Source organism: Dactylosporangium sp. NPDC000244, from assembly GCF_040300725.1.
Classification (GTDB): Bacteria; Actinomycetota; Actinomycetes; order Mycobacteriales; family Micromonosporaceae; genus Dactylosporangium.
On the sequence record NZ_JBEPEH010000055.1, the window covers coordinates 34,636 to 54,470 of the forward strand.

Below are 19,835 nucleotides of genomic sequence, written 5' to 3' on the forward strand. Positions count from 1 at the left end.
CCGATGTCGTCAGTCGAACTCGTCGGGCGGAAGGGCGAAGACGTCACCGCGCAGACAGTCGCGCCGGGGTTCGGCAGACAGCGGACCTGGTTCGTTGAGCACGACCTGGGCCCGCCATCCGCCGACCGTCAGCCCGTCGGCGGCATAGCCGGCGAGTCGGCCGTCGACCGCGTCGCCCAGTATTCCGGCGTGTTCGAGCAGGACGAACAGCGCGTCCGCGGCGCACGACACCATCTCGCGGGCTTCCTCGACGCTCGCGCCCGGGTTGAGTTCCCGGTAGGCGCGACGGGCGGTCGCGAGGAGCCGGTCGGCGTCGGCAACGGAGAAGTCGCGCCGCAGCCGAAGGGACAGGTTCGTGCCATTGACGAGCGGGTCGTTGCCGATCACGGTGCCGTCGCCAGTCACGCCGACACGATACCGGGGCTCTCACATATTGCGGTGGCGCTGGTAGTGGCGGGCGACGCGGGCGCGGTTGCCGCACGACGGCTTGCACCAGGCCTGGCGTGGATCGTCCTGCAGAAAGTAGCGCACACACCGTGGGGCCGGGCACGCGCGCAGCCGGGTGACGTCAGGACCGGCGAGGAACCTCGTGGCGGCCTCGGCCAGTGTGGCGAGCAGGCGCCCCTCCGCCGTGGTCGCGGTGAGTTGATAGCTCAGGCGCGGCGCACCGTCGGGCGGCCACTGCAACGTCGGCGGTCCGAGGCCTGAGGCGGCGGCGTTCAGCCGGGCCAGCGCCGCTTCGACGTCGATCAGGTTGTGGGCGTCGGCCCGGCTCGGCTCCAGCGGGCGGACCGCCCGCGCGAACAGCGATCGGACCGCCGCGCGCAGCTCCGTCACCCGCAGGCGGAGGTCCTCGGTCGCGGGCGCGACGCCGAGATCCGGGGCCGCGGCCAGCCAATCGGCCAGGCCCTCGACGGTGTCGAGGTCGTCCGCCACGCCTCCGTCGCCGTCGTGGCGGATCGTGCTGACCAAGGAGAGCGAGAGATCCCAATATCCCACGCCGACGATGGTACGGTGCCTATCGTTAGATCGCCTCGATCCCATTAGGCAACGGGGGTAGATCGTGCTGCTGCTTGCGCACATCAGTGACCTGCACCTCGACGGCTCCGAGCGCAGCCTCAGCCGGGCCGGAACAGTCATGGACTACCTGCGCGGGCTGCTGCGCCCCGTCGACGCGCTGCTCGTCACCGGCGACATCGCCGACAACGGCGACGAGGCCGAGTACGAGGCCGCCGCCCGGCTCCTGGCCGCACCGTTTCCGGTCCTGACCTGCCCCGGCAACCACGACATCCGCGCCGCGTACCGCACGGCGCTGGCCGGTGAGCCCGCCGCCGACGGCCCGATCAACCGGCGTCACCGTGTCGGTGGCCTGGATGTCCTGATGTGCGACTCGACCATTCCCGGTCGCGACGAGGGGCTCCTGGACGACGAGACCCTCGCGTGGCTCGCCGGGGCGCTCGACGAGCTGGGCGACACCCCGGCGGTGATCGCGTTGCACCACCCGCCGGTGCGGCTGCACCACCCGCTGCCCGACTCGATGCTGCTGCAACAGGAATCCGCGCTGGCGGCCCTGCTCGGCAGCCACCCGAACGTCCTCGCCGTCCTCGCCGGCCATGCGCACACGGCGGCGGCGGCCACCTTTGCCGGCCGGCCGCTGCTGGTCGCGCCGGGCGTGACCTGGACCCTGCGGCTGCCGTGGGAGAGCGAGCACCTGGCGGATCTCGGCGCGCCGCCCGGACTGGCGTTCCACGTCCTCGACGACGCCTGGAACATCGTCACCCATTACCGCGTCGTGCTCTGATGCGCGCGCACGTCGCCGCGTTCCTGGTGGCGATTCTGCCGCTGATCGCCATGCCCGGCGCGAGCCTGACGCTGCTCACCCGGCCGCCACTGCCACCGGTGAACCGGGGGCGGCGCCCAGCCTATCTGCAGGCGCTGCTCGGCAATGTGCTCAACCCGAAGGCCGCGGCGATCTTCCTGACCCTGGTGCCCCAGTTTCTCGACCCCGCCGCGGCCATCCTCCCGCAGATCCTCGTCCTCGCGACCGCGCAGGCCGCCCTGATCACCGTGTGGCTGCTCGGCTGGACGGTGCTGATCGGCCGGGCCCGCCAGTCGCTGCGCTCCGCCACCGCGAGCACCATCGTCCGGCGGATCGCCGCCGCGGTGCTCGTCGGCCTCGGCATCCGTACCGTGGTCGCGTGAGCGCTCCGAACCGCGACCTCACCGGCAGCACAGGGCCGTCACCCGGGACACGTTTCGCCCGCTACCCGTCCGGAACCCGGTCGGACCGGTACGTGGCAGGGGGCAGTTTGACCTGATCGTTGCCGGGTAGCGGCCTTCGACATGGGTGCGATTACGGCTGAGGTACTGATCTCCCGGCTCGCCGAGTGGGGCGTCGACACGGTGTTCGGGCTGCCCGGTGACGGCATCAACGGCATCATGGAGGGGCTGCGCCGCAACCAGGACAAGGTGCGGTTCGTCCTGGTTCACCACGAAGAGGCGGCGGCGTTCATGGCCACCGCCAACGCCAAGACCACCGGCAAGATCGGCGTGTGCCTGGCCACGTCGGGGCCGGGCGGCGTGCATCTGGCCAACGGGCTCTACGACGCCAAGCTCGACCACGTCCCGGTGCTCGCGATCACCGGCCTGCAGGAGTCCAGCGTGCTCGGCACGGCCTACCAGCAGGAGGTCAACCTCGACCGGTTCTACGAGGACGTGGCCGAGTACAACCAGATCATCATGAACCCGGCCCAGCTGCCGACCCTCGTCGACGTCGCGATCCGCACCGCCTACGCCCGCCGCGGCGTGGCCCACCTGACCATCCCGAACGACATCCAGGTCGCACCGGCGGGCAAGGACCCGTACCAGACCGTGGCCCCCGTCGTGCCGCCGACGACGGCGCCCGTCTACCTGGCGCCGGCGGTGCGGCCCCGCGACGCCGATCTGCGCGCGGCGGCCGACCTGCTCAACTCGGCGCGGAAGATCGGGATCCTCGCGGGGATCGGCGCGCGCGGGGCCGGGCCGCTGGTCGAGCGGGTCGCGGACACGCTCGGCGCCCCGATCGTCAAGACGCTGTCGGGCAAGATGGTGGTGCCGGACGACTCGCCCTACGTGACCGGCGGCCTCGGCCTGCTCGGCACCAAGCCGAGCGAGGATCTGATGGAGGACATCGACGTCCTGCTGATGCTCGGCACGAACTTCCCCTACACGAAGTTTCTGCCCAAGCCCGGCAGCGCCAAGGTGGTGCAGATCGAGATCGACCCGAGCCGGGCCGGCACCCGGATCGCCACGGACGTGCCCCTCGTCGGCGACGTCGGGGCCACCCTGGAGGCGCTGCTGCCCCTGCTCGAGCGCAAGGACCAGGAGCATCTGCATCGGTACCAGGAGAAGGTCCGCGACTGGCGGGAGCAGATGGCGTCCCTGGAGTCGCCCGACCGTGACCCGATCGCCCCGCAGTATCTCGCCTCCCAGCTCGACGCGATCGGCGCCGACGACGCGATCCTCACCTGCGACTCCGGCACGATCGCGACCTGGGCGGCGCGGCACTGGCAGATCCGCGGCGGCCGCGAGTTCTACCTCTCGGGCACCCTCGCCACGATGGCGCCGGGGCTGCCGTACGCGATCGCCGCCCAGCACGCCCACCCGGGCCGGCAGGTGATCGCGTTCATCGGCGACGGCGGCTTCGCGATGCTCATGGCCGAGTTCAACACCGCGGTCCGCTACGGGCTGCCGATCAAGGTCGTGGTGAACAACAACAACTCCCTGGGCCAGATCCTGTGGGAGCAGATGGTGCTCGGCTTCCCCGAGCACGGCGTGCGCTTCGGCGAGCCGGCGCCCGACTTCGCCGGGATCGCCCGCGCCTGCGGCGGCTTCGGCGCCCGCGTCGACAAGCCCGGCGACCTGCCCAGCGCGCTGCGGGAGGCGTTCACCCACAACGGCCCGGCGCTGGTCGACGTGGCCGTGGACCCGAACGAGCCGCCGCTGCCGGCCAGCGTCACCTACGAGCAGGCGAAGAAGTTCGCGGCGGCGTTCCTGCGGGGCCAGCCGCATCCGGCCGCGATCGCCACCACGCTGTTCAAGGACAAGATCCAGAAGCTGAAGGGCTGAACGATGGCGGTCGTCGAACTTCCGAGTCCCACTGCGCGCCGAAACGCCCCGCCGCGAGACGCGGCCGGGCTCGAGGAGGCGCTGCGCCGGGCGGTCCGGGGCGATGTGCGCTTCGACGCCGGGGCCCGGGCCGCATACTCCACCGACGGCTCCAACTACCGGCAGGTCCCGATCGCCGTGGTCTGCCCGCGCGACGTCGACGACGCGGTGGAGGCCGTGCGGGTCTGCCGCGAGCACGACGTGCCGATCGTGTCCCGGGGCGGCGGCACCAGCCTGGGTGGGCAGTGCTGCAACGTCGCGGTGGTGCTGGACTTCTCGAAGTACGTGCGGGGGGTGGAGTCCGTCGACGTGCAGGCCCGCACCGCCGTGATCCTGCCGGGCACCGCGCTCGACGATGCCAACGCCGTGCTGGCCCGCCACGATCTCGTGATCGGGCCCAAGCCCGCGACCCACTCGCACTGCACGATCGGCGGCATGATCGGCAACAACTCGTGCGGGGCGACCGCGCAGTGGTCGGGCACCACCGCGGCCAACGTCGAGCGGCTCGAGGTGCTGACGTACGACGGCACCCGGATGTGGGTGGGCGCCGGGCACGATCCGGACGAGGGCGGCATCTTCCGGGCGCTGCACGAGCTGCGGGACCGCTACGCCGAGCAGATCGCGACCCGCTTCCCGGACATCCCGCGCCGCGTCTCCGGCTACAACCTGCCCGAGCTGCGCGACGACCACGGGTTCCACGTCGCCCGCGCGCTCGTCGGCACCGAGTCGACCTGCGTGGTCGTGCTGCGGGCCGAGATGCGGGTGCTGCCGCGGCCGAAGCACCAGGTGACGGTGCTGCTCGGCTTCCCCGGCATCGCCGAGGCCGGGGACGCGGCCCCGCGCGTGGCCCGGCACTCCCCGATCCAGCTGGAGGGGCTGGACGAGAAGCTGCTGCGGTACGAGCGCGAGGAGCACCGGCCGACCGAGATTCTCAAGGTGCTGCCGGACGGGCGGGCCTGGCTGATGGCCGACTTCACCGACCTCGACACGGCACGGGCCGTCGTCGCCGAGCACGACGGGCCGGGCACCATCCTCGAGGACGACGCCATGCGGCAGCGGCTCGCCAAGGTGCGGGAGGCGGGGCTGGCCACCACCGCGCGCACCCCGAACGGCCCCGACGCCTGGCCCGGCTGGGAGGACTCGGCGGTCGACCCGGAGCGGCTCGGCGACTACCTGCGCGCCTTCATCGAGCTGCTGGACGAGTTCGGCTACGGGGCCACCAGCCTGTACGGCCACTTCGGCCAGGGCTGCGTGCACTGCAGCATCCCGTTCGACCTCACCAGCGAGCCCGGGATCGCCCGCTACCGCGAGTTCGTCACGCGCGCCGCGAAGCTGTGCGTCGAGCACCGCGGCTCGTTGTCGGGGGAGCACGGCGACGGGCAGGCCCGCGGCGAGCTGTTGTCCATCATGTACGGCGACGAGGTCGTCCGCGCCTTCGAGGAGTTCAAGGCCGTCTTCGACCCGACCGGCCGGATGAACCCCGGCAAGGTCGTGCACGCCCGGCCGCTCGACGGCGACCTGCGCCTCGGCGCCGACTACGCCCCGGCCCAGCCCGCGACCCGGTTCGGCTACTTCGAGGACGACGGCAGCTTCGCCCGGGCCGCCCTGCGCTGTGCCGGGGTCGGCGACTGCCGGCGCACCGGCCCCGACGGCGGCGTGATGTGCCCGAGCTACCAGGTCACCCGCGATGAGGAGCACTCGACCCGCGGCCGCGCCCGGCTGCTGTTCGAGATGGTCAACGGCGGGGTCGTCGACGACGGGTGGCGCAGCACCGCCGTGCACGACTCGCTCGACCTCTGCCTGGCCTGCAAGGGCTGCCGCAGCGACTGCCCGGTGCAGGTCGACATGGCCACCTACAAGGCGGAGTTCCTGCACCACCACTACAAGGGCCGGCTGCGCCCCCGCGACCACTACTCCCTCGGCTGGCTGCCCCTGATCGGGCGGGCCGCGTCCCTGGCCCCGGACGTGGCCAACGCCCTGGCCAGGGTGCCCGGCGCCAAGCGGCTCGCGGGGATCGACCCGAAGCGTTCGGTGCCGCGGTTCGCCCCCGCCCGCATCGACCGCTGGCTGCGCCGGCGCACCCCGCGCGGCACCGGCGAGCGCGGCCGGGTGGTGCTCTTCCCGGACTCGTTCACCACCGCGTTCGCCCCCGCCATCGCCGCCGCGGCCGTCGGCGTGCTGGAGGCGGCCGGCTTCGAGGTCCTCGTCCCGCCCAAGCCGGTGTGCTGCGGCCTGACGTGGATCTCCACCGGCCAGCTCGGGGTGGCCGAACGGGTGCTGCGGCGCACCGTCGGCACCCTCGCCCCGTACATGCGCGCCGGCCTGCCCCTCGTCGGGCTGGAGCCGTCGTGCACGGCGGTGTTCCGCTCCGACCTCGGCGAGCTCTTCGGCCGCGACCAGGACGCCGACCGCCTCGCGCGGCAGACCGTCACGCTCGCCCAGCTGCTCGCCGAGCGGGCCCCGGACTTCGCGCCCCAGGTGCCCGGCGGGGTGCGCGCGATCGTCCAGCGCCACTGCCACCAGCACGCGGTCCTCGGCGCCGACGCGGACGCCACGGTCATGAAGGCGATCGGGCTGCAGGCCGAGGACCTGGACTCGGGCTGCTGCGGGCTGGCCGGGAACTTCGGCATGACCGCCGGGCACCGCGAGGTCTCGATCGCCTGCGCCGAGCAGGCGCTGCTGCCGGCCGTGCGCGCCGCGGACGCGGGCACGCTGGTGCTCGCCGACGGCTTCTCGTGCCGCACGCAGATCGAGGACGCCGACACCGGGCGCCGGGCCGTGCACCTCGCCGAGGTCCTCAACGCCGCGGTGCACGGCGAGGTCCTCGGCGCCTATCCCGAGCGGCGCATCGCCCACCGGCCCGGCGACCGTGTCCGCTGAGATCGATGGGGTGCGCTGGGCGGCGTACCGCATCCCGACCGACGGCCCCGAGGCGGACGGCACCCTGGAGTGGGACGCGACCACCATGGTCGTCGTGCACGCCACCGCCGAGGGGGTCACCGGCCTCGGCTGGACCTACGCGCCCGCGGCCGCCGGGCACCTGATCGGCGAGATGCTGAGCGCGCACGTGGTGGGCCGCCCAGCGTTCGACGTGCCGGGGATCAACGCGGCGATGGTCCGGGCCGTGCGCAACGCGGGCCGGTCGGGGGTCGCGGGCACGGCCATCTCGGCGGTGGACACGGCCCTGTGGGACCTCAAGGCGCGGCTGCTCGGCGTGCGCCTGGCGACCCTGCTGGGCCCGGCGCGCCCGTCGGTCCCGGTGTCCGCCAGCGGCGGCTTCATCACCTGGGACGACCGCCGCCTGCGCTCGTGGCTGGACGACAACGCGGCGATCCCGCGCGCGAAGATCAAGATCGGCGGCCCCCGGGACCGTAAGCGGATCCGGTTGCTGGTGGACTCCGGCCCGGAGCCGTTCGTGGACGCCAACGGCGCCTACACCGCGAAGCGGGCGATCCGGCTGGCGGACGAGTTCCCGCAGCTGCGCTGGTTCGAGGAGCCGGTGTCGTCGGACGACCTGGACGGCCTGCGCCGGGTGCGCGCCGCCGTCGGGGCCGACGTCGCCGCGGGGGAGTACGGCTACGACCTGCCGTACTTCGCCCGCCTCCTCGGCTCCGTCGACTGCCTGCAGGCCGACGTCACCCGCTGCGGCGGCATCACCGAGTGGCAGCGGGTCGCGGGCCTGGCCGCCGCGCACGGGCTCGAGCTGTCCGGCCACTGCGCGCCGGCCCTGCACGCCGACGCCGCCCTGGCCACCCCGAACCTGCGCCACCTGGAGTGGTTCCACGACCACGTCCGCATCGAGTCGATGCTCCTGGCCGGCATGACCAGCCCGGGCGAGGGCGGCGAGCTGCGCCCGGACCTGTCGGCCCCGGGGCACGGCCTGACGTTCAAAACCGCCGACGCCGAGCGGTACCTGGTCGCCGCAGCGCCGCGAGCGTGACGGCCCCGAACACGAGGTGCGGCACGATGTCGCTCACCCAGTCCTTGACCGTCCACGTCCTCGGGTCGCTGACCCGCAGCACCGTCAGCGGCACGTCGGCGAGGGCCATCGCCACCCCGCCGATGAGCGCGACCTCCAGCGCTGCGGGCATCCGGTGGCCGCGGCGCGCGAGCGCGTGGTGCAGCAGCCCGGCGAGCGCCCCGACGGCGACGCCGGACCCGGTGCCGACGAGCGGCCCGAGCCCCTGCAGCCGGTTCTCGCGGACGTTCTCGTCGCCGGGCACGGACACGCCGGCGTCCTCGGCGAACCGCGCGACGAGTTCCTGCGGCGCGCCGCTGGCGGCCCGCCCGCGCACGGCCATGTCGGCGTAGGTGACGGCGTTGAGCGCGGTGGTCCCGGCCGCGCCGGCGAGCGCCCCGCGAAGCAGTCCAATCGTCATGCCCGGCCCCCTACCCGCCGGGGCGCCCCTCACGCCTCGCGGCGCGGTCAGCTGGGCGCGACCAGGTCCAGGTGGCCCGCGACGAAGGCCTGGACCCGCTCGGTGCGGACCGCCTCGAGCAGGTCCAGCGTCGTCTGGTCGAGGGTCTCGGCGTTGGACACGCCCGGCGCGTTGTTGAAGGTGCCGTTGTTCGTCTTGATCGTGAGCAGGTCGTCGGCGCCGATGCCGCGCATCGCGTAGAGCCAGTCGGCCAGGTCGATGCCGCCGCTGTCGATGGTCATCGCCTTGCCCACGACCCGCAGGACGTCGTTGAGCCGCCCGGGGTCGGTGAGCACGTCGGAGCTGAGGATCTTCTTGAACAGCGCCTTGAGGAACTGCTGCTGGTGGCGCTGCCGGTCGTAGTCGCTGTTGGGCAGTAGCTCGCGCTGGCGGACGTAGTCGAGGGCCTGCCAGGGCTCGAGGTGCTGGTAGCCGACGTGGTACACCTGCGGCGTCACGCCCGGCACCGCGGACAGGCCCTGGCCGCCGTCGGAGCGCGTGAACTGCCGGAACGGCACCGCGTACTCCCCGTTGGCGGTGTGGCCGATATGTACCGAGGTCGTCTCCTCGTCGACGTACATGTCGACGCCCCCGAGCACCTCGACGACCTGCTGGAAGCCGGTGAAGTCGACGATCGCGGCGCCGTCGAAGGTGATGCCCCACAGCGACTTGATGGTCAGCGCGAGCAGCTCGACGGCGTGGGCGCGCTGGCCGGCCCCGGTGAGCCCGTCGCCGCCCCAGGCGTAGGCGCCGTTGATCTTGTCGTGGCCGCCCTCGTACCGCTTCGCGCCGTTGTCGTACGGCGGGATCTTCACCCAGGTGTCGCGCGGGATCGACACCAGGTAGGCCTGGTCATGGCTGGCCGGGATGTGCAGGATGATGATCGAGTCCGCCCGCACCAGCTCGGCCGGGTCCTGGCCGGGGCGCGCGTCGACGCCGATGAGCAGGATGTTCTTGGCCCCGTTGACGTCGACGTGCCCGCGCTGCTCGGCCTGGCGCCCGCTGTCGCCGAGGAGGTTCTCCTGGGCGACGCTGCGGGTGGCGTACTTGAACAGCGCCTCCTTGCCCGCGAGCGCCCCGCCGGCCAGGAGCGTGAACACGAGCCCGACCGCGATGAGCAGCCGCGCCCACACGGGATCCCGGCCGGGCAGGCGCTGGGCGCCGCGTCGGCGGGCGGGTGCATCCGGAGTGGTCACGGGCCGGCTCCTGCTGGTCAAGGGGGATTTCACTGTACAAGATCACTCGCCCAGGTTCCTCACGCTATTGACGGAATCGCGCGCTCCCGCGTTGCATGGGCGTCGTGGGCACTACGGCACGGCGCATCGCCATCGGCGGCGGGGCCGCGGCGACCGCGCTGCTCGGGCTCGCGTACGCCACGACCACCGCGACGCTCGTGCTGGCGGCGGTCGCGCTCGCCGTCGCCGGGCTCGTCACGCTGGCGCCGGGAAAGGACCACGCCCCGCCGCGCCGGGACCGGCTGCTGTTCCCGCTCGCCGGCGCCGTCGCGCTCTCCTCGCTCGCCGCCGTCTCGGTCGTCTGGGCGGCCGTGACGCCCGCGGGGCCGATCCCGTGCGTCGGGCCGTCCAGCACCGCCCGGCTCGCGCTCACCGCCGCGCTCGCCGCGCAGCTCACGGCCGCGGTCGCGATCGGGCGCGCGGCGAACCGGGACCGCGGGGCGGCGTCGTGGCGGGCGTACCTGCGCCACAACCCGAGGATCCGCGCGTCCCTCGGCGTCGCCCTGCACCTGGCCGCGCCCGCCGCCACGCTCGCCGTGCTCGCCGGGGCGACCGCCTGCCACCTGAGCCACACCCGGCTGCTCGACACGGTTGCCGCCGGTACCGTCGCCGCCGCCATCGCCGCCGTCGACCTCGTCCTCGCGGCGCGCCTGGCCGGCCTGGTCACCCTCGCGCCGGCCCGGGCCGCGGACACCGACGGGATCGAGCTCGCGCTGCTGGCGGCCGACATCCGCTCGATCAGCCAGCTCAGCGTCGTGCACCTCGCGCACGACGAGCTCATGGTCACGGCGAGGGTGGGGGTGCCGGCCGGGGCCGACGTCGCCGCGGCGCTGCACGAGGCCCGCGCGCACATCCGCGACTTCGTGCCGACCGCGCGGCACATCTACCTGCAGCCCGAGAGTCCTGAGAGCGTGGGCTGAACGCATTCGGCGGCTTGAATGCCGTGGCCGAACCGCATAACCTGCCCGGGAGTTGACAAATCTGACAAACGGGGAGGACGCATGACGATGGGCATGAGCCGCCGGGCGGCGCTGGCGGCGAGCGCCGGGGCGACCGCGGCGCTGGTCGCGGGCGGGACGGCCGCCGCGGCGCCGGCGAAGGAGGACGACCTCGCGAAGCTGCCGCCGGCCGAGAAGATCCGGCGGGTCTACGCGCGGCAGAAGGCGAAGGCCGGCGGCACCTGGTACTCGCACGTCACGCGGGTCAACGCCGCGGGCGCGATGGAGAACGTGATCGAGGACGACGCCGATCACGTCGTCAACGGGTACAGCGTGCAGAAGCTGGCCGTCGCGACCGCCGTCATGGACAAGATCGACCGGGGTCAGCTCACCCTGGGGCAGAAGCTGGACCTGCAGGCCGACATCATCCTCGGCGGCACCGGGATCTACTTCCTGCACACCGTCTGGGGCGACGACATCACCGTGGCGAACTTCCTCACCGCGATGCTGCTCGTGTCCGACAACACGGCCGTGCGCATGTGCGGGCGGGTGGTCCCGGCGCTGGAGATCAACGACATCCTCGCGGCGAAGGGGTTCGTGCACACCCGGGTCGAGCCGGTGGCCAACCCGAACCGGTTCTTCCTCGGCACCACCACCCCGCACGAGATCACCAACCTGCTGACCCGCCTGGCCAACGGGACGCTGCTGTCGGCGGGCTCGTGCGCGTTCCTGCTCAGCATCCTGCGGTGGATCAACGGCTACCACGACGGCATCCGGCGCGGCATGTCCTCGGAGGAGCGCAGCCGGGTAGCGACCAAGTACGGCGCCGACTTCAACACGCTCGGCGCGGCCCGGCACGAGGCCGGCGTCATGTTCGGCGCGGACGGCTCCCCGGCGCTGGTCTACGGGTTCTTCGCCGAGGGCCTGGGCGACCTCGACAACTACGGCGCGACCCATCCGGCGGTCGAGGCGCACGCGGTGCTCGGCCGCACGATGTTCGACACCATCCAGAGCACCACGAGCGCGGCCGCCCGCACCAAGACCGTGATGCCGAAGTTCCAGCCCAACAATGGCGGCTAATCCTATCTGCTTGATATAGTATCGGCCATGCCGCACCGCGCCGTCCTGCTCGTCTGTCTCGGCGCGGGCTTCACCACACTGCTCGACCAGTCCGTCCTCACGATCGTCGTGCCCGCGCTGCGCGAGTCGCTCGGCGCGGGCCCGGCGGCGCTGCAGTGGATCGTGGCCGGCTACTCGCTCTCCTTCGGCCTGGCCCTGGTCCCGGCCGGCCGGATCGGCGACGTGGCCGGGCGGCGCCGGCTGTTCGTCGGCGGCCTCGCGCTGTTCGCGGCCGGGGCCGTCGTCGCCGGCACCGCCGACGAGGCCTGGCTGGTGGCCGGCGCCCGGCTCGCCCAGGGCGTCGGCGCCGGCACGGTCAACCCGCAGATCATCGGCCTGTTCCAGGACCTGTTCACGGGCCGGGACCGGGCGCGGGCCCTGGCCGCGTACGCCGCGGTCGGCGGGCTCGCCGCCGCGCTGGGCCCGCCCGTCGGCGGCCTGGTGCTGGAGCTGACCGGCCCCGACCTCGGCTGGCGGCTGGTCCTGCTGCTGAACCTGCCCTTCGCGCTCGCCATGCTGCCGCTCGCGGCCCGCCACCTGCCCGCCGCGCGCCGCCCGGACCACCGCACCGACCTCGACCCGCTCGGGCTGGCCCTCCTGGCCGCCGCGATCCTGGCCCTGGTCCTCCCGCTGACCGGCACCGCGGGCGGCTGGCGCTGGCTGCTCGCCGCGGCCGTCGCGGGCACCGCGTTCGTCCTGTGGGAGCGCCGCTACGCCGCGAGCGGGCGGACCGCGGTCCTGCTCCCGGAGCTGATGCGCAGCCGGGGGTACGTCCTGGGCACGCTCGTGGCCATGTGCTACTTCGGCGCCACGCTGGCCCTGGGCCTGGCGCTGTCGCTGTTCCTGCAGCACGGCCTCGGCTACGACCCGCTGATCACGGCCGCCCTGACGCTGCCCGGCGCGGTGGGCTTCGCGGCGGCCTCCTTCCTCAGCACCGCCGTGGTGACCCGCTACGGCCGCGCGGGCGTGACGGCCGCCCTGGGCGTCGCGGCCGCGAGCGTGGCCGCGGAGGCGGCGGCCGTGCGCCTCCTGCCCGTCGGCGGGGCCGTGCTCGCGCTGGCGCTCGCGCAGCTCGTGACGGGCGCGGCCGGCGGCCTGGTCAACGCGCCGAACCAGGCCCTGACGCTCGGCCACGCCCCGCCGGGCGCGAACGGCCTGAGCGCCGCGGTGCTGCAACTGTCGCAGCGGCTGGCCGCGGGCGTGTCGGTCGCGGCGGTGACGGGCGTGGTGCTGGCCGCGCCCCCGAGCCTGGCGGGCCACCGGACGGCCCTCCTGCACGCCGCCCTGATCTGCTTCGGCCTGATCGTGCTGGCGCTGGCGTTCGCCCTCGCCGACCGGGCCGAGCCCGCGCGCGTGCGCCCGGCGCGGACGTGAGGCTCGGCCGGGGCTCACCAGTCGAGCTCGGGGCCGTCCAGCGAGTCGCACTCGGCGAGGGGCCGGCCCGGCGCGCCGACGCCGGCGTTGTTGACCAGCGCGTCGACCGGCCGCCCGCCGATCGCGGCCAGCAGCTCGGCCCCGACCGGCTCGCGCATGTCCTGCACGACGCTCGCCCCGCCGTCCTGGTGCGCGAGCAGCCGACGACGTCCCACCCGCGCTCGGCGAGCACGTCCACGAGCGCCGCCCCGAGCCCCCGCCCGGCGCCCGTGACGACGGCGAGGCGGCTCAGCTGATCGCGGCGGTCGTCGCCGCCGAGGTGGCCGCGGTGATCGCGGCCGTCGACCCGATCACGGCCTGGATGCGCCGCACCGTCTGCTGCACGGCGTCGGCGGCCCGGTTCCCCGCGGTGATCGCGTCCAGGCGAGCCTTCAGCTCCTCCTTGGGCCGGCCGGGGAACACCTCCTCCGCGAGCCCGCTCACCTGCACGAGCCCGATCAGCGCGGCGGCGCGGGCGGGCACCTCGCCGTCCCCGTCGCCATTGCCGTCGATGGCCGCCGTCAGCTCAGCGCGCACCGCGGTCTCGGCCGCCGGCTGCGCACCCGTCGCCGACGCGAACCGGGTGCGCGGGAACACCCACAGCACGCGGTCCTGCTCCTTGCGCAGCACGCCCGCCTCGACCTGGCGGTCGAGCACCTTGGCCCGCAGCCCGTCGGCGAGCGGCTGAATCCACGCGTCGGCCTTGCGCGGCTGCTCCCCGGCCGCGATGCGGGCCAGCGCCTCGTCCACCACCGGGTCGCCCGTCGGCGTCGGGTCGGTCACCGTGACCCGGTCCTCGGCGAGCTCGATGCGCCCGGCGAGGGCCAGGTCGAGCAGGACCGCCCCGGCGAGACCGTAGTTCAGGCGCAGGTCGCCGATCAGGTTCTTGCCGTGGTCGTCGAGCGCGAGGAGCAGGAAGTCGTCAGCCAGGCCGTTGTTCATGGGTCCCACGGTAGCGCTGCCCGGCACTACGCTCGGCGCCATGACTCGGTTCCTGCTGGTGCCCGGCCGCGGCCGGCCGTTGCCGGAACACTGGTCGCGCCGCTGGGCCGAGGACCACCCGGAGTTCTCCTGGGCACCGGAACCGCCGGGCCCGCCGTACGTCGCCGAGGACCGCGTCGCCGCGCTGGACGCCGCGATCGGGTCCGGCGACGAGCCGGCCGTGCTGGTCGCGCACAGCGCCGGGTGCCTGACGGTCGCGATCTGGGCGAGCCGGCACACCGGCCCCGTGCGCGCCGCGATGCTGGTCACGCCGCCGTGGCTGGACCCGGAGTGGGACGGGCCCAGCCCGGACTTCGTCTGCGGCCCGGTGCCCCGCGACCCGCTGCCGTTCCCGGCGCTCGTGGTCGCGAGCCGCAACGACCCCGCCGCGACCTTCGAGCGGGCCGCGGAGCTCGCCCGCGACTGGGGCGCGGAGCTCTTCGACGCCGGCCCCGTCGGCCACCTGGACTCCAAGACCGGCTTCGGGCCGTGGCCGGAGGGCGAGCGCCTGGCCCGCGCGCTCGCCGCCCGGGCCGGGTCCTCCTGACTACTCCGGCCTGACTACTCCGGCCGGGTCTCGCCGGCGTCGTGGTAGGTCTTGGGGTCGCCGCCCACGACCGTCGCCGCCGAGGCCGGCGCGACATCGTCCCGGGCCACGATCGGCGCACCCACCACCAGCAGTGCTGTTCTTTGCCATCCAAGGTGCTCGGGAGCCCAGGTCCGCTGCCTGGGCGGACACGATTGAATGGCACAGATGGATGCTGGAGCCCTTTCACGATGCTGGTTGGGCTGACCTTTGGGGTGGGCATGTGTGCCATCGAAGTTGCCCCGAACTGCGTAGTGCCGGTTCGTGGCCGATCCATGCGCGGCTCATGAATCGGGCACGTTATTGCGCATTTCCGGTAACGATCGGCAAGCGGGCGAGCGGCTGGACCTGCCGTGCCTGGCATCGAGAATTGGGTGCCTGCCGTAGTCTCTGTTGGTGAGCGATAGCAATGACTACGTGAGGTTGCGAGAGACCTTCAATGAGGACGCCGCGCGGTATGACCGTGCCCGCCCTCGGTATCCAGTGCAGATGTTTGATGATCTCGCTGCGGCCGGGGTAGCGCCTGGGGCAAGGGTGCTGGAGATCGGCTGTGGCACCGGGCAGGCGACCGTGCCGTTGGCCGAGCGGGGCTACCGCATCGTGGCTGTCGAGTTGGGCACGGACATGGCGGCTGTGGCTCGGCGAAATCTTGCCGCGTTCGACGCGGTGGAGGTCGTTACGGCGGCGTTCGAGGAGTGGCCCTTGCCCGGTGAACCGTTCGACGTGGTGTTCTCCGCTACCGCGTTTCACTGGATCGACCCCGCGGTGCGGGTGTCGAAGTCTGCTGACGCTCTGCGTCCCGGTGGCCTGCTGGCCACCGTGGGAACCCACCACATCGCTGGCGGCACCTGGACCGAGGCATTCTTCGTTGAGATCCAGAAGTGCTACGAGCGCTTCGATCCGTCGACCCCACCGGGCCTGCGTCTTGAGACTGCTGGTGACATCGTCGAAGACGATCGGGAGCTCACCTCGTCGGGGCGATTCGGGCCTGCGAAGTTCTACCGATACGAGTGGGAGCTGCCGTACTCGACAGCTGACTACCTGGATCTGCTGTTGACCTACTCCGGACACCGTGCCTTGCCGGACGTACAGCGGAGCGCGCTGCTGAACTCCATCGCGCGGCTGATCGACGTGGACTACGGGGGTCAAATTGTCAAGCGCTACCTGACGGAGCTGAGGATCGCCCAACGAGTCCGGTGAATCGCTTCGACCAGTTCGCCGCCGGCAGATGATCATCTACCGCACGCCTGTACGCGATGATGGTGTGATTGCGGGGAGACCGAGCAGGGATTTCTTTGTTGGGCGGTTTCCAGGGTGGGGGTTCGGGGGATGCGATGGCCAGGGCCACGGTCCGGGCGCCGACGCGGAAACGTGTGAAGAGGCTCTTGACGCTGGTGTCGGGCTCGGCGGCCAGGGCGGCGCGGATCGCACGGTAGAGGGCAGGTTTATCGGAGTGGCGGCGGCGGAGCCGGTCGGTGCGTTGCGGCCGGCGGGGCGTGGCGTCGAAATCGGCGAGGGCTCTGGTGAGTGTGTCTGCGGTGCGTCCGGACAGCCCGACGAGACGTTCCGGTCGGACTGCGCTGAGCCCGGGGCGGCCTGCGAGGTAGCGGCGCAGGTAGCTGGGGCGCAGGTGGTTGGCGCGAGCGAGTCTGCGGATGCAGGACTCGACGGTTTCGCCGTGGCGTGGCCGGACCGCGATCGGCAGAGCGCGCAGCTGGTCATGCTCGGCGGTCCGATGGTGGAGGGGAACGGCACGGTCTCGACCAGGCTGAAACGTCCGGCGATCTGCCGGCCGCGGGTGCCGGAGAACAGGCCCTCGCGTTCGACGTCGATCCCGGCATACACGAACGTCGCCGGGATCCGCTCGGAGAAGTACTTCAAGGTGTCCGATACCTCGGCGCCACTGCGGGTCGCCAGCTGCAGATTGTGGATCTCATCGACACAGACCAGTCCGACGCGGGCGTCGACGGCCACGCCGCAGACGGCCTCGATCACGTCCGTCATGTTGGCCCGGTGGGTCATGGGCAGCCCGAGGAACCGGGCGAACTCCACCGCCAGCATCCTCGGCGTGGCCGCCGGTGGGACAGTCACGTAGACCACCGGGATCCGCGCCAGCCCTGGATAGCGCAGCCGGTCGGTGGCCTCGTGGGTCTTGCCGAGCTGGGTGATGGCGGTGGTCTCGCCGGTGCCGGCCGCACCGGACAGGATCAGACCCCGCCGGGCGCTGACCGCATGCCGGTTGAGCAACGCCAGCCGTCGTCCGGCGTTGACGACCTGGCGCAGGGTGCTGGTCGCGACGACCGCCATGTGGGTGTGGCAGTCCAGCCCGCGCCCGCCGTTGCCCCGCAAAACATCCTGCAACCGCCCGGAACGTTCACGAGGGCGCGGCGAGGGGTACACCTGCGACGTGGCCCTTCCCATCGAGGACTACGCGATCATCGCCGACACGCAGACGGCCGCGCTCGTCGGGCGGGACGGGAGCATCGACTGGCTCTGTGTGCCGCGGTTCGACTCCGCCGCGATCTTCGCCGCCATGCTCGGGTCCGAGGAGAACGGGCACTGGGTCATCGCGCCCGAGGGCGGGGTGATCTCCGTCAGGCGGCAGTACCGTGACGACACCCTCGTCCTCGAAACGCTGTTCGAGACCGAGGACGGCGCTGTCCGCCTCATCGACTTCATGCCTCCGCGGGCCGAGGCGCCGCAGGTCGTGCGGATCGTCGAGGGCGTGCGCGGGCGCGTGCCGATGACGATGGACCTCCGGCTGCGCTTCGACTACGGCAAAGTGGTCCCCTGGGTGTACCGCGAGCAGGACGCCCTGGTCGCCGTCGCCGGACCGGACGCGGTGTGGCTGCGCACGCCGGCCCCGACGCGCGGCGAGAACCTCTCGACCCGCGCGGACTTCGTGGTGGAGACCGGCGACCGGGTGCCGTTCGTGCTCACCTGGCGCCCGTCGCACCTGCCCCCGCCCGAGCCCATCGACCCCGTCGAGGAGCTCGGCGTCACCGCCGGTTACTGGCGCGGCTGGGTCTCGGCGTGCACGTACGAGGGAGAGTGGCGCGACGCCGTGGTGCGCTCGCTGCTCACCCTGAAGGCCCTCACGTACGCGCCGACCGGCGGGATCGTGGCCGCCGCGACCACCTCGCTGCCCGAGAAGCTCGGCGGGGTGCGCAACTGGGACTACCGGTTCTGCTGGCTGCGCGACGCCACGATCACGCTGCAGAGCCTGCTGTACTCCGGCTTCCAGAGCGAGGCGACGGCCTGGCGCAAGTGGCTGCTGCGGGCGATCGCGGGCAACCCGGCCGAGCTGCAGATCATGTACGGCGTCGCGGGCGAGCGCCGCCTCGACGAGTACGTCGCGACCTGGCTCACCGGCTACGACGGCAACCCTGTGCGGATCGGCAACGCGGCCGCCGAGCAGTTCCAGCTCGACGTGTACGGCGAGGTCATGGACGCCCTGCACCAGGGCCGCCGGGCCGGGCTCAAGGCCGATGACCCCGCGTGGGGGCTGCAGGTGAAGCTGATGGAGTTCGTCGAGCGGCACTGGCGGGACCCGGACGAGGGCATCTGGGAGGTGCGCGGCGGCCCCAAGCAGTTCGTGCACTCGAAGCTGATGGCGTGGGTCGCGGCCGACCGCGCGGTCAAGGCCACCGAGGAGTTCGACCTCGACGGCCCCGTGGAGCGCTGGACCGAGCTGCGCGAGGCGATCCGGGCCGAGATCCTGCAGAAGGGGTACGACCCCGGGCGGCGGACGTTCACGCAGTACTACGGCTCCGAGGAGCTCGACGCGGCGATGCTCATGGTCCCGCTGGTCGGGTTCCTGCCGGCGAGCGACGAGCGGGTGGCCGGCACCGTCGCCGCGATCGAGGAGCACCTCATGGAGGACGGCTTCGTCCAGCGGTACACCCAGCACGAGCACACCGATCATGACAACATTGATGGGCTGCCGCCGGGCGAGGGCGCGTTCCTGGCCTGCACCTTCTGGCTCGCCGACAACTACGCGCTCATGGGCCGCCACGACGAGGCCCGCGAGACGTTCGAGCGGCTGCTGGCCCTGCGCAACGACGTCGGACTGCTCTCGGAGGAGTACGACACCCAAGAGAAGCGCCTCGTGGGCAACTTCCCGCAGGCGTTCAGCCACGTGCCGCTCATCGACACCGCCCGGACCCTGTCCAGCGCCCTGGCCGCGACCGAGGCGCGGGCCGCGGAAGGACTCAAATAGGGCTACGCCCGCTCACTCCCGCGGTGCGCACCCTTGGCGGCATGGCGAAGATCCTGTTCGTGCTCACGGGGGCGAGCTACTGGACGCTGCGCGACGGCACCCGGCACCCGACCGGCTATTGGGCGGAGGAGTTCGCGGCGCCGTACCGCGCCGTGACCGAGTCCGGCCACACCGTCGAGGTCGCGACCCCGGGCGGCGTGGTCCCGCACGTCGACGCGATGAGCCTGCGCCCGTCGATGGCGGGCGGGGAGCAGGCGGCCCTGGACCAGGAGGGCGTGCTGCGCGCGGCCGAGGAGCTACGCCGCCCGCTGCACCTGGCCGACGCCCGCCTGGAGGACTACGACGCCGTGTACTACCCCGGCGGCCACGGCCCGATGCAGGACCTGTGGGACGACGCCGACTCGGGCCGCCTGCTGACCGCGGCCCTCGCGTCCGGCAAGCCGCTCGCGATCGTCTGCCACGCCCCGGCCGCGATGCTGGCGACCCGGCGCCACGGCGAGTCCCCGTTCGCGGGCTACCGCGTGACGGCGTACACCAACGACGAGGAGAACGCGGTCGGCCTGGCCGCGCGCGCCCGCTGGCTCGTGGAGGACGAGCTGGTCACCCTCGGCGTGCACTTCGAGCGCGGCGAGATCTGGAAGCCCTACGTCGTCGTGGACCGCAACCTCTTCACCGGCCAGAACCCGGCCTCGGCCGCGCCCCTGGCCGCCGAGCTGCTCAAGGCCCTCGGCGCTGCCACCACCGGCGCTTCCGGGTGAGATCGAGCCGGGCAGCCGCAGC

19 protein-coding genes are annotated in these 19,835 nt (G+C 72.9%); 12 read left to right on the top strand and 7 right to left on the bottom strand.

Features of this window, described 5'->3' with window-relative positions:
* Positions 1–9: 9 nt before the first annotated feature.
* Both ABT369_RS50965 and ABT369_RS50970 read right to left on the bottom strand, forming a co-directional pair.
* The gene (locus ABT369_RS50965; protein ID WP_350624702.1) at positions 10–387 is read right to left on the bottom strand and encodes a hypothetical protein; all 378 of its coding nucleotides are present in this window, start codon (positions 385–387) and stop codon (positions 10–12) included.
* A 39-nt stretch (positions 388–426) separates the two neighbouring features.
* Positions 427–999, bottom strand: a complete 573-nt coding sequence (locus ABT369_RS50970; protein WP_350624703.1) for a CGNR zinc finger domain-containing protein — start codon at positions 997–999, stop codon at positions 427–429.
* 64 nt (positions 1,000–1,063) lie between these two features.
* Here ABT369_RS50970 and ABT369_RS50975 point away from each other — a divergent pair, with 64 nt between their 5' ends.
* The 5 genes from ABT369_RS50975 (at position 1,064) to ABT369_RS50995 (ending at position 8,086) form a co-directional block, all read left to right on the top strand.
* Positions 1,064–1,801, top strand: coding sequence for a metallophosphoesterase (locus tag ABT369_RS50975; protein ID WP_350624704.1), 738 nt, complete (start codon positions 1,064–1,066; stop codon positions 1,799–1,801).
* On the top strand, positions 1,801–2,202 hold the full coding sequence (locus ABT369_RS50980; RefSeq protein ID WP_350624705.1) for a LysE family translocator: 402 nt from the start codon (positions 1,801–1,803) through the stop codon (positions 2,200–2,202). The genes ABT369_RS50975 and ABT369_RS50980 overlap by 1 nt, the downstream gene beginning before the upstream one ends.
* Positions 2,203–2,343: 141 nt before the next feature.
* Positions 2,344–4,107: a thiamine pyrophosphate-dependent enzyme gene (locus ABT369_RS50985; protein ID WP_350624706.1), complete on the top strand. Its 1,764-nt coding sequence runs from the start codon at positions 2,344–2,346 to the stop codon at positions 4,105–4,107.
* Between the two features lie 3 nt (positions 4,108–4,110).
* Entirely contained in the window at positions 4,111–7,026 is a 2,916-nt protein-coding gene (locus ABT369_RS50990) for an FAD-binding and (Fe-S)-binding domain-containing protein (protein ID WP_350624707.1), read from the top strand.
* A complete protein-coding gene (locus tag ABT369_RS50995) occupies positions 7,016–8,086 on the top strand; it encodes an enolase C-terminal domain-like protein (RefSeq protein ID WP_350624708.1) in 1,071 nt (356 codons plus the stop codon). The genes ABT369_RS50990 and ABT369_RS50995 overlap by 11 nt, the downstream gene beginning before the upstream one ends.
* Here the strand turns inward: ABT369_RS50995 and ABT369_RS51000 are convergent.
* Complete coding sequence (locus tag ABT369_RS51000) at positions 8,034–8,525, bottom strand: hypothetical protein (protein ID WP_350624709.1); 492 nt, start codon at positions 8,523–8,525, stop codon at positions 8,034–8,036. The two genes, ABT369_RS50995 and ABT369_RS51000, sit on opposite strands and share 53 nt — an antisense overlap.
* A gap of 47 nt (positions 8,526–8,572) precedes the next feature.
* Positions 8,573–9,760, bottom strand: a complete 1,188-nt coding sequence (locus ABT369_RS51005) for an LCP family protein (protein ID WP_350624710.1) — start codon at positions 9,758–9,760, stop codon at positions 8,573–8,575.
* Positions 9,761–9,864: 104 nt separating this feature from the next.
* Here ABT369_RS51005 and ABT369_RS51010 point away from each other — a divergent pair, with 104 nt between their 5' ends.
* The 3 genes from ABT369_RS51010 to ABT369_RS51020 all read left to right on the top strand — a co-directional run bounded on the left by ABT369_RS51010 (position 9,865) and on the right by ABT369_RS51020 (position 13,230).
* On the top strand, positions 9,865–10,719 hold the full coding sequence (locus ABT369_RS51010) for a hypothetical protein (protein WP_350624711.1): 855 nt from the start codon (positions 9,865–9,867) through the stop codon (positions 10,717–10,719).
* An 81-nt stretch (positions 10,720–10,800) separates the two neighbouring features.
* Positions 10,801–11,817, top strand: coding sequence for a serine hydrolase (locus ABT369_RS51015; protein ID WP_350624712.1), 1,017 nt, complete (start codon positions 10,801–10,803; stop codon positions 11,815–11,817).
* Positions 11,818–11,844: 27 nt separating this feature from the next.
* The gene (locus ABT369_RS51020; RefSeq protein WP_350624713.1) at positions 11,845–13,230 is read left to right on the top strand and encodes an MFS transporter; all 1,386 of its coding nucleotides are present in this window, start codon (positions 11,845–11,847) and stop codon (positions 13,228–13,230) included.
* 14 nt (positions 13,231–13,244) lie between these two features.
* Here ABT369_RS51020 and ABT369_RS51025 read toward each other — a convergent pair whose 3' ends face one another.
* Together ABT369_RS51025 and ABT369_RS51030 are read right to left on the bottom strand one after the other, a co-directional pair.
* Positions 13,245–13,445, bottom strand: a complete 201-nt coding sequence (locus ABT369_RS51025) for a hypothetical protein (protein ID WP_350624714.1) — start codon at positions 13,443–13,445, stop codon at positions 13,245–13,247.
* Between the two features lie 73 nt (positions 13,446–13,518).
* A complete protein-coding gene (locus ABT369_RS51030) occupies positions 13,519–14,211 on the bottom strand; it encodes a GOLPH3/VPS74 family protein (RefSeq protein WP_350624715.1) in 693 nt (230 codons plus the stop codon).
* A 40-nt stretch (positions 14,212–14,251) separates the two neighbouring features.
* Here ABT369_RS51030 and ABT369_RS51035 point away from each other — a divergent pair, with 40 nt between their 5' ends.
* Positions 14,252–14,797 carry an RBBP9/YdeN family alpha/beta hydrolase gene (locus ABT369_RS51035; protein ID WP_350624716.1) on the top strand — a complete coding sequence of 182 codons (546 nt, stop codon included), beginning with the start codon at positions 14,252–14,254 and terminating at the stop codon, positions 14,795–14,797.
* A gap of 435 nt (positions 14,798–15,232) precedes the next feature.
* Complete coding sequence (locus tag ABT369_RS51040; RefSeq protein ID WP_350624717.1) at positions 15,233–16,036, top strand: class I SAM-dependent methyltransferase; 804 nt, start codon at positions 15,233–15,235, stop codon at positions 16,034–16,036.
* Between the two features lie 36 nt (positions 16,037–16,072).
* Here ABT369_RS51040 and ABT369_RS58095 read toward each other — a convergent pair whose 3' ends face one another.
* A complete protein-coding gene (locus ABT369_RS58095; RefSeq protein ID WP_502891934.1) occupies positions 16,073–17,143 on the bottom strand; it encodes a TniB family NTP-binding protein in 1,071 nt (356 codons plus the stop codon).
* Between the two features lie 100 nt (positions 17,144–17,243).
* Here ABT369_RS58095 and ABT369_RS51055 point away from each other — a divergent pair, with 100 nt between their 5' ends.
* Positions 17,244–19,055 carry a glycoside hydrolase family 15 protein gene (locus tag ABT369_RS51055; RefSeq protein WP_350624718.1) on the top strand — a complete coding sequence of 604 codons (1,812 nt, stop codon included), beginning with the start codon at positions 17,244–17,246 and terminating at the stop codon, positions 19,053–19,055.
* Between the two features lie 41 nt (positions 19,056–19,096).
* Positions 19,097–19,813, top strand: coding sequence for a type 1 glutamine amidotransferase domain-containing protein (locus ABT369_RS51060; protein WP_350624719.1), 717 nt, complete (start codon positions 19,097–19,099; stop codon positions 19,811–19,813).
* The last annotated feature ends 22 nt before the right edge of the window (positions 19,814–19,835 follow it).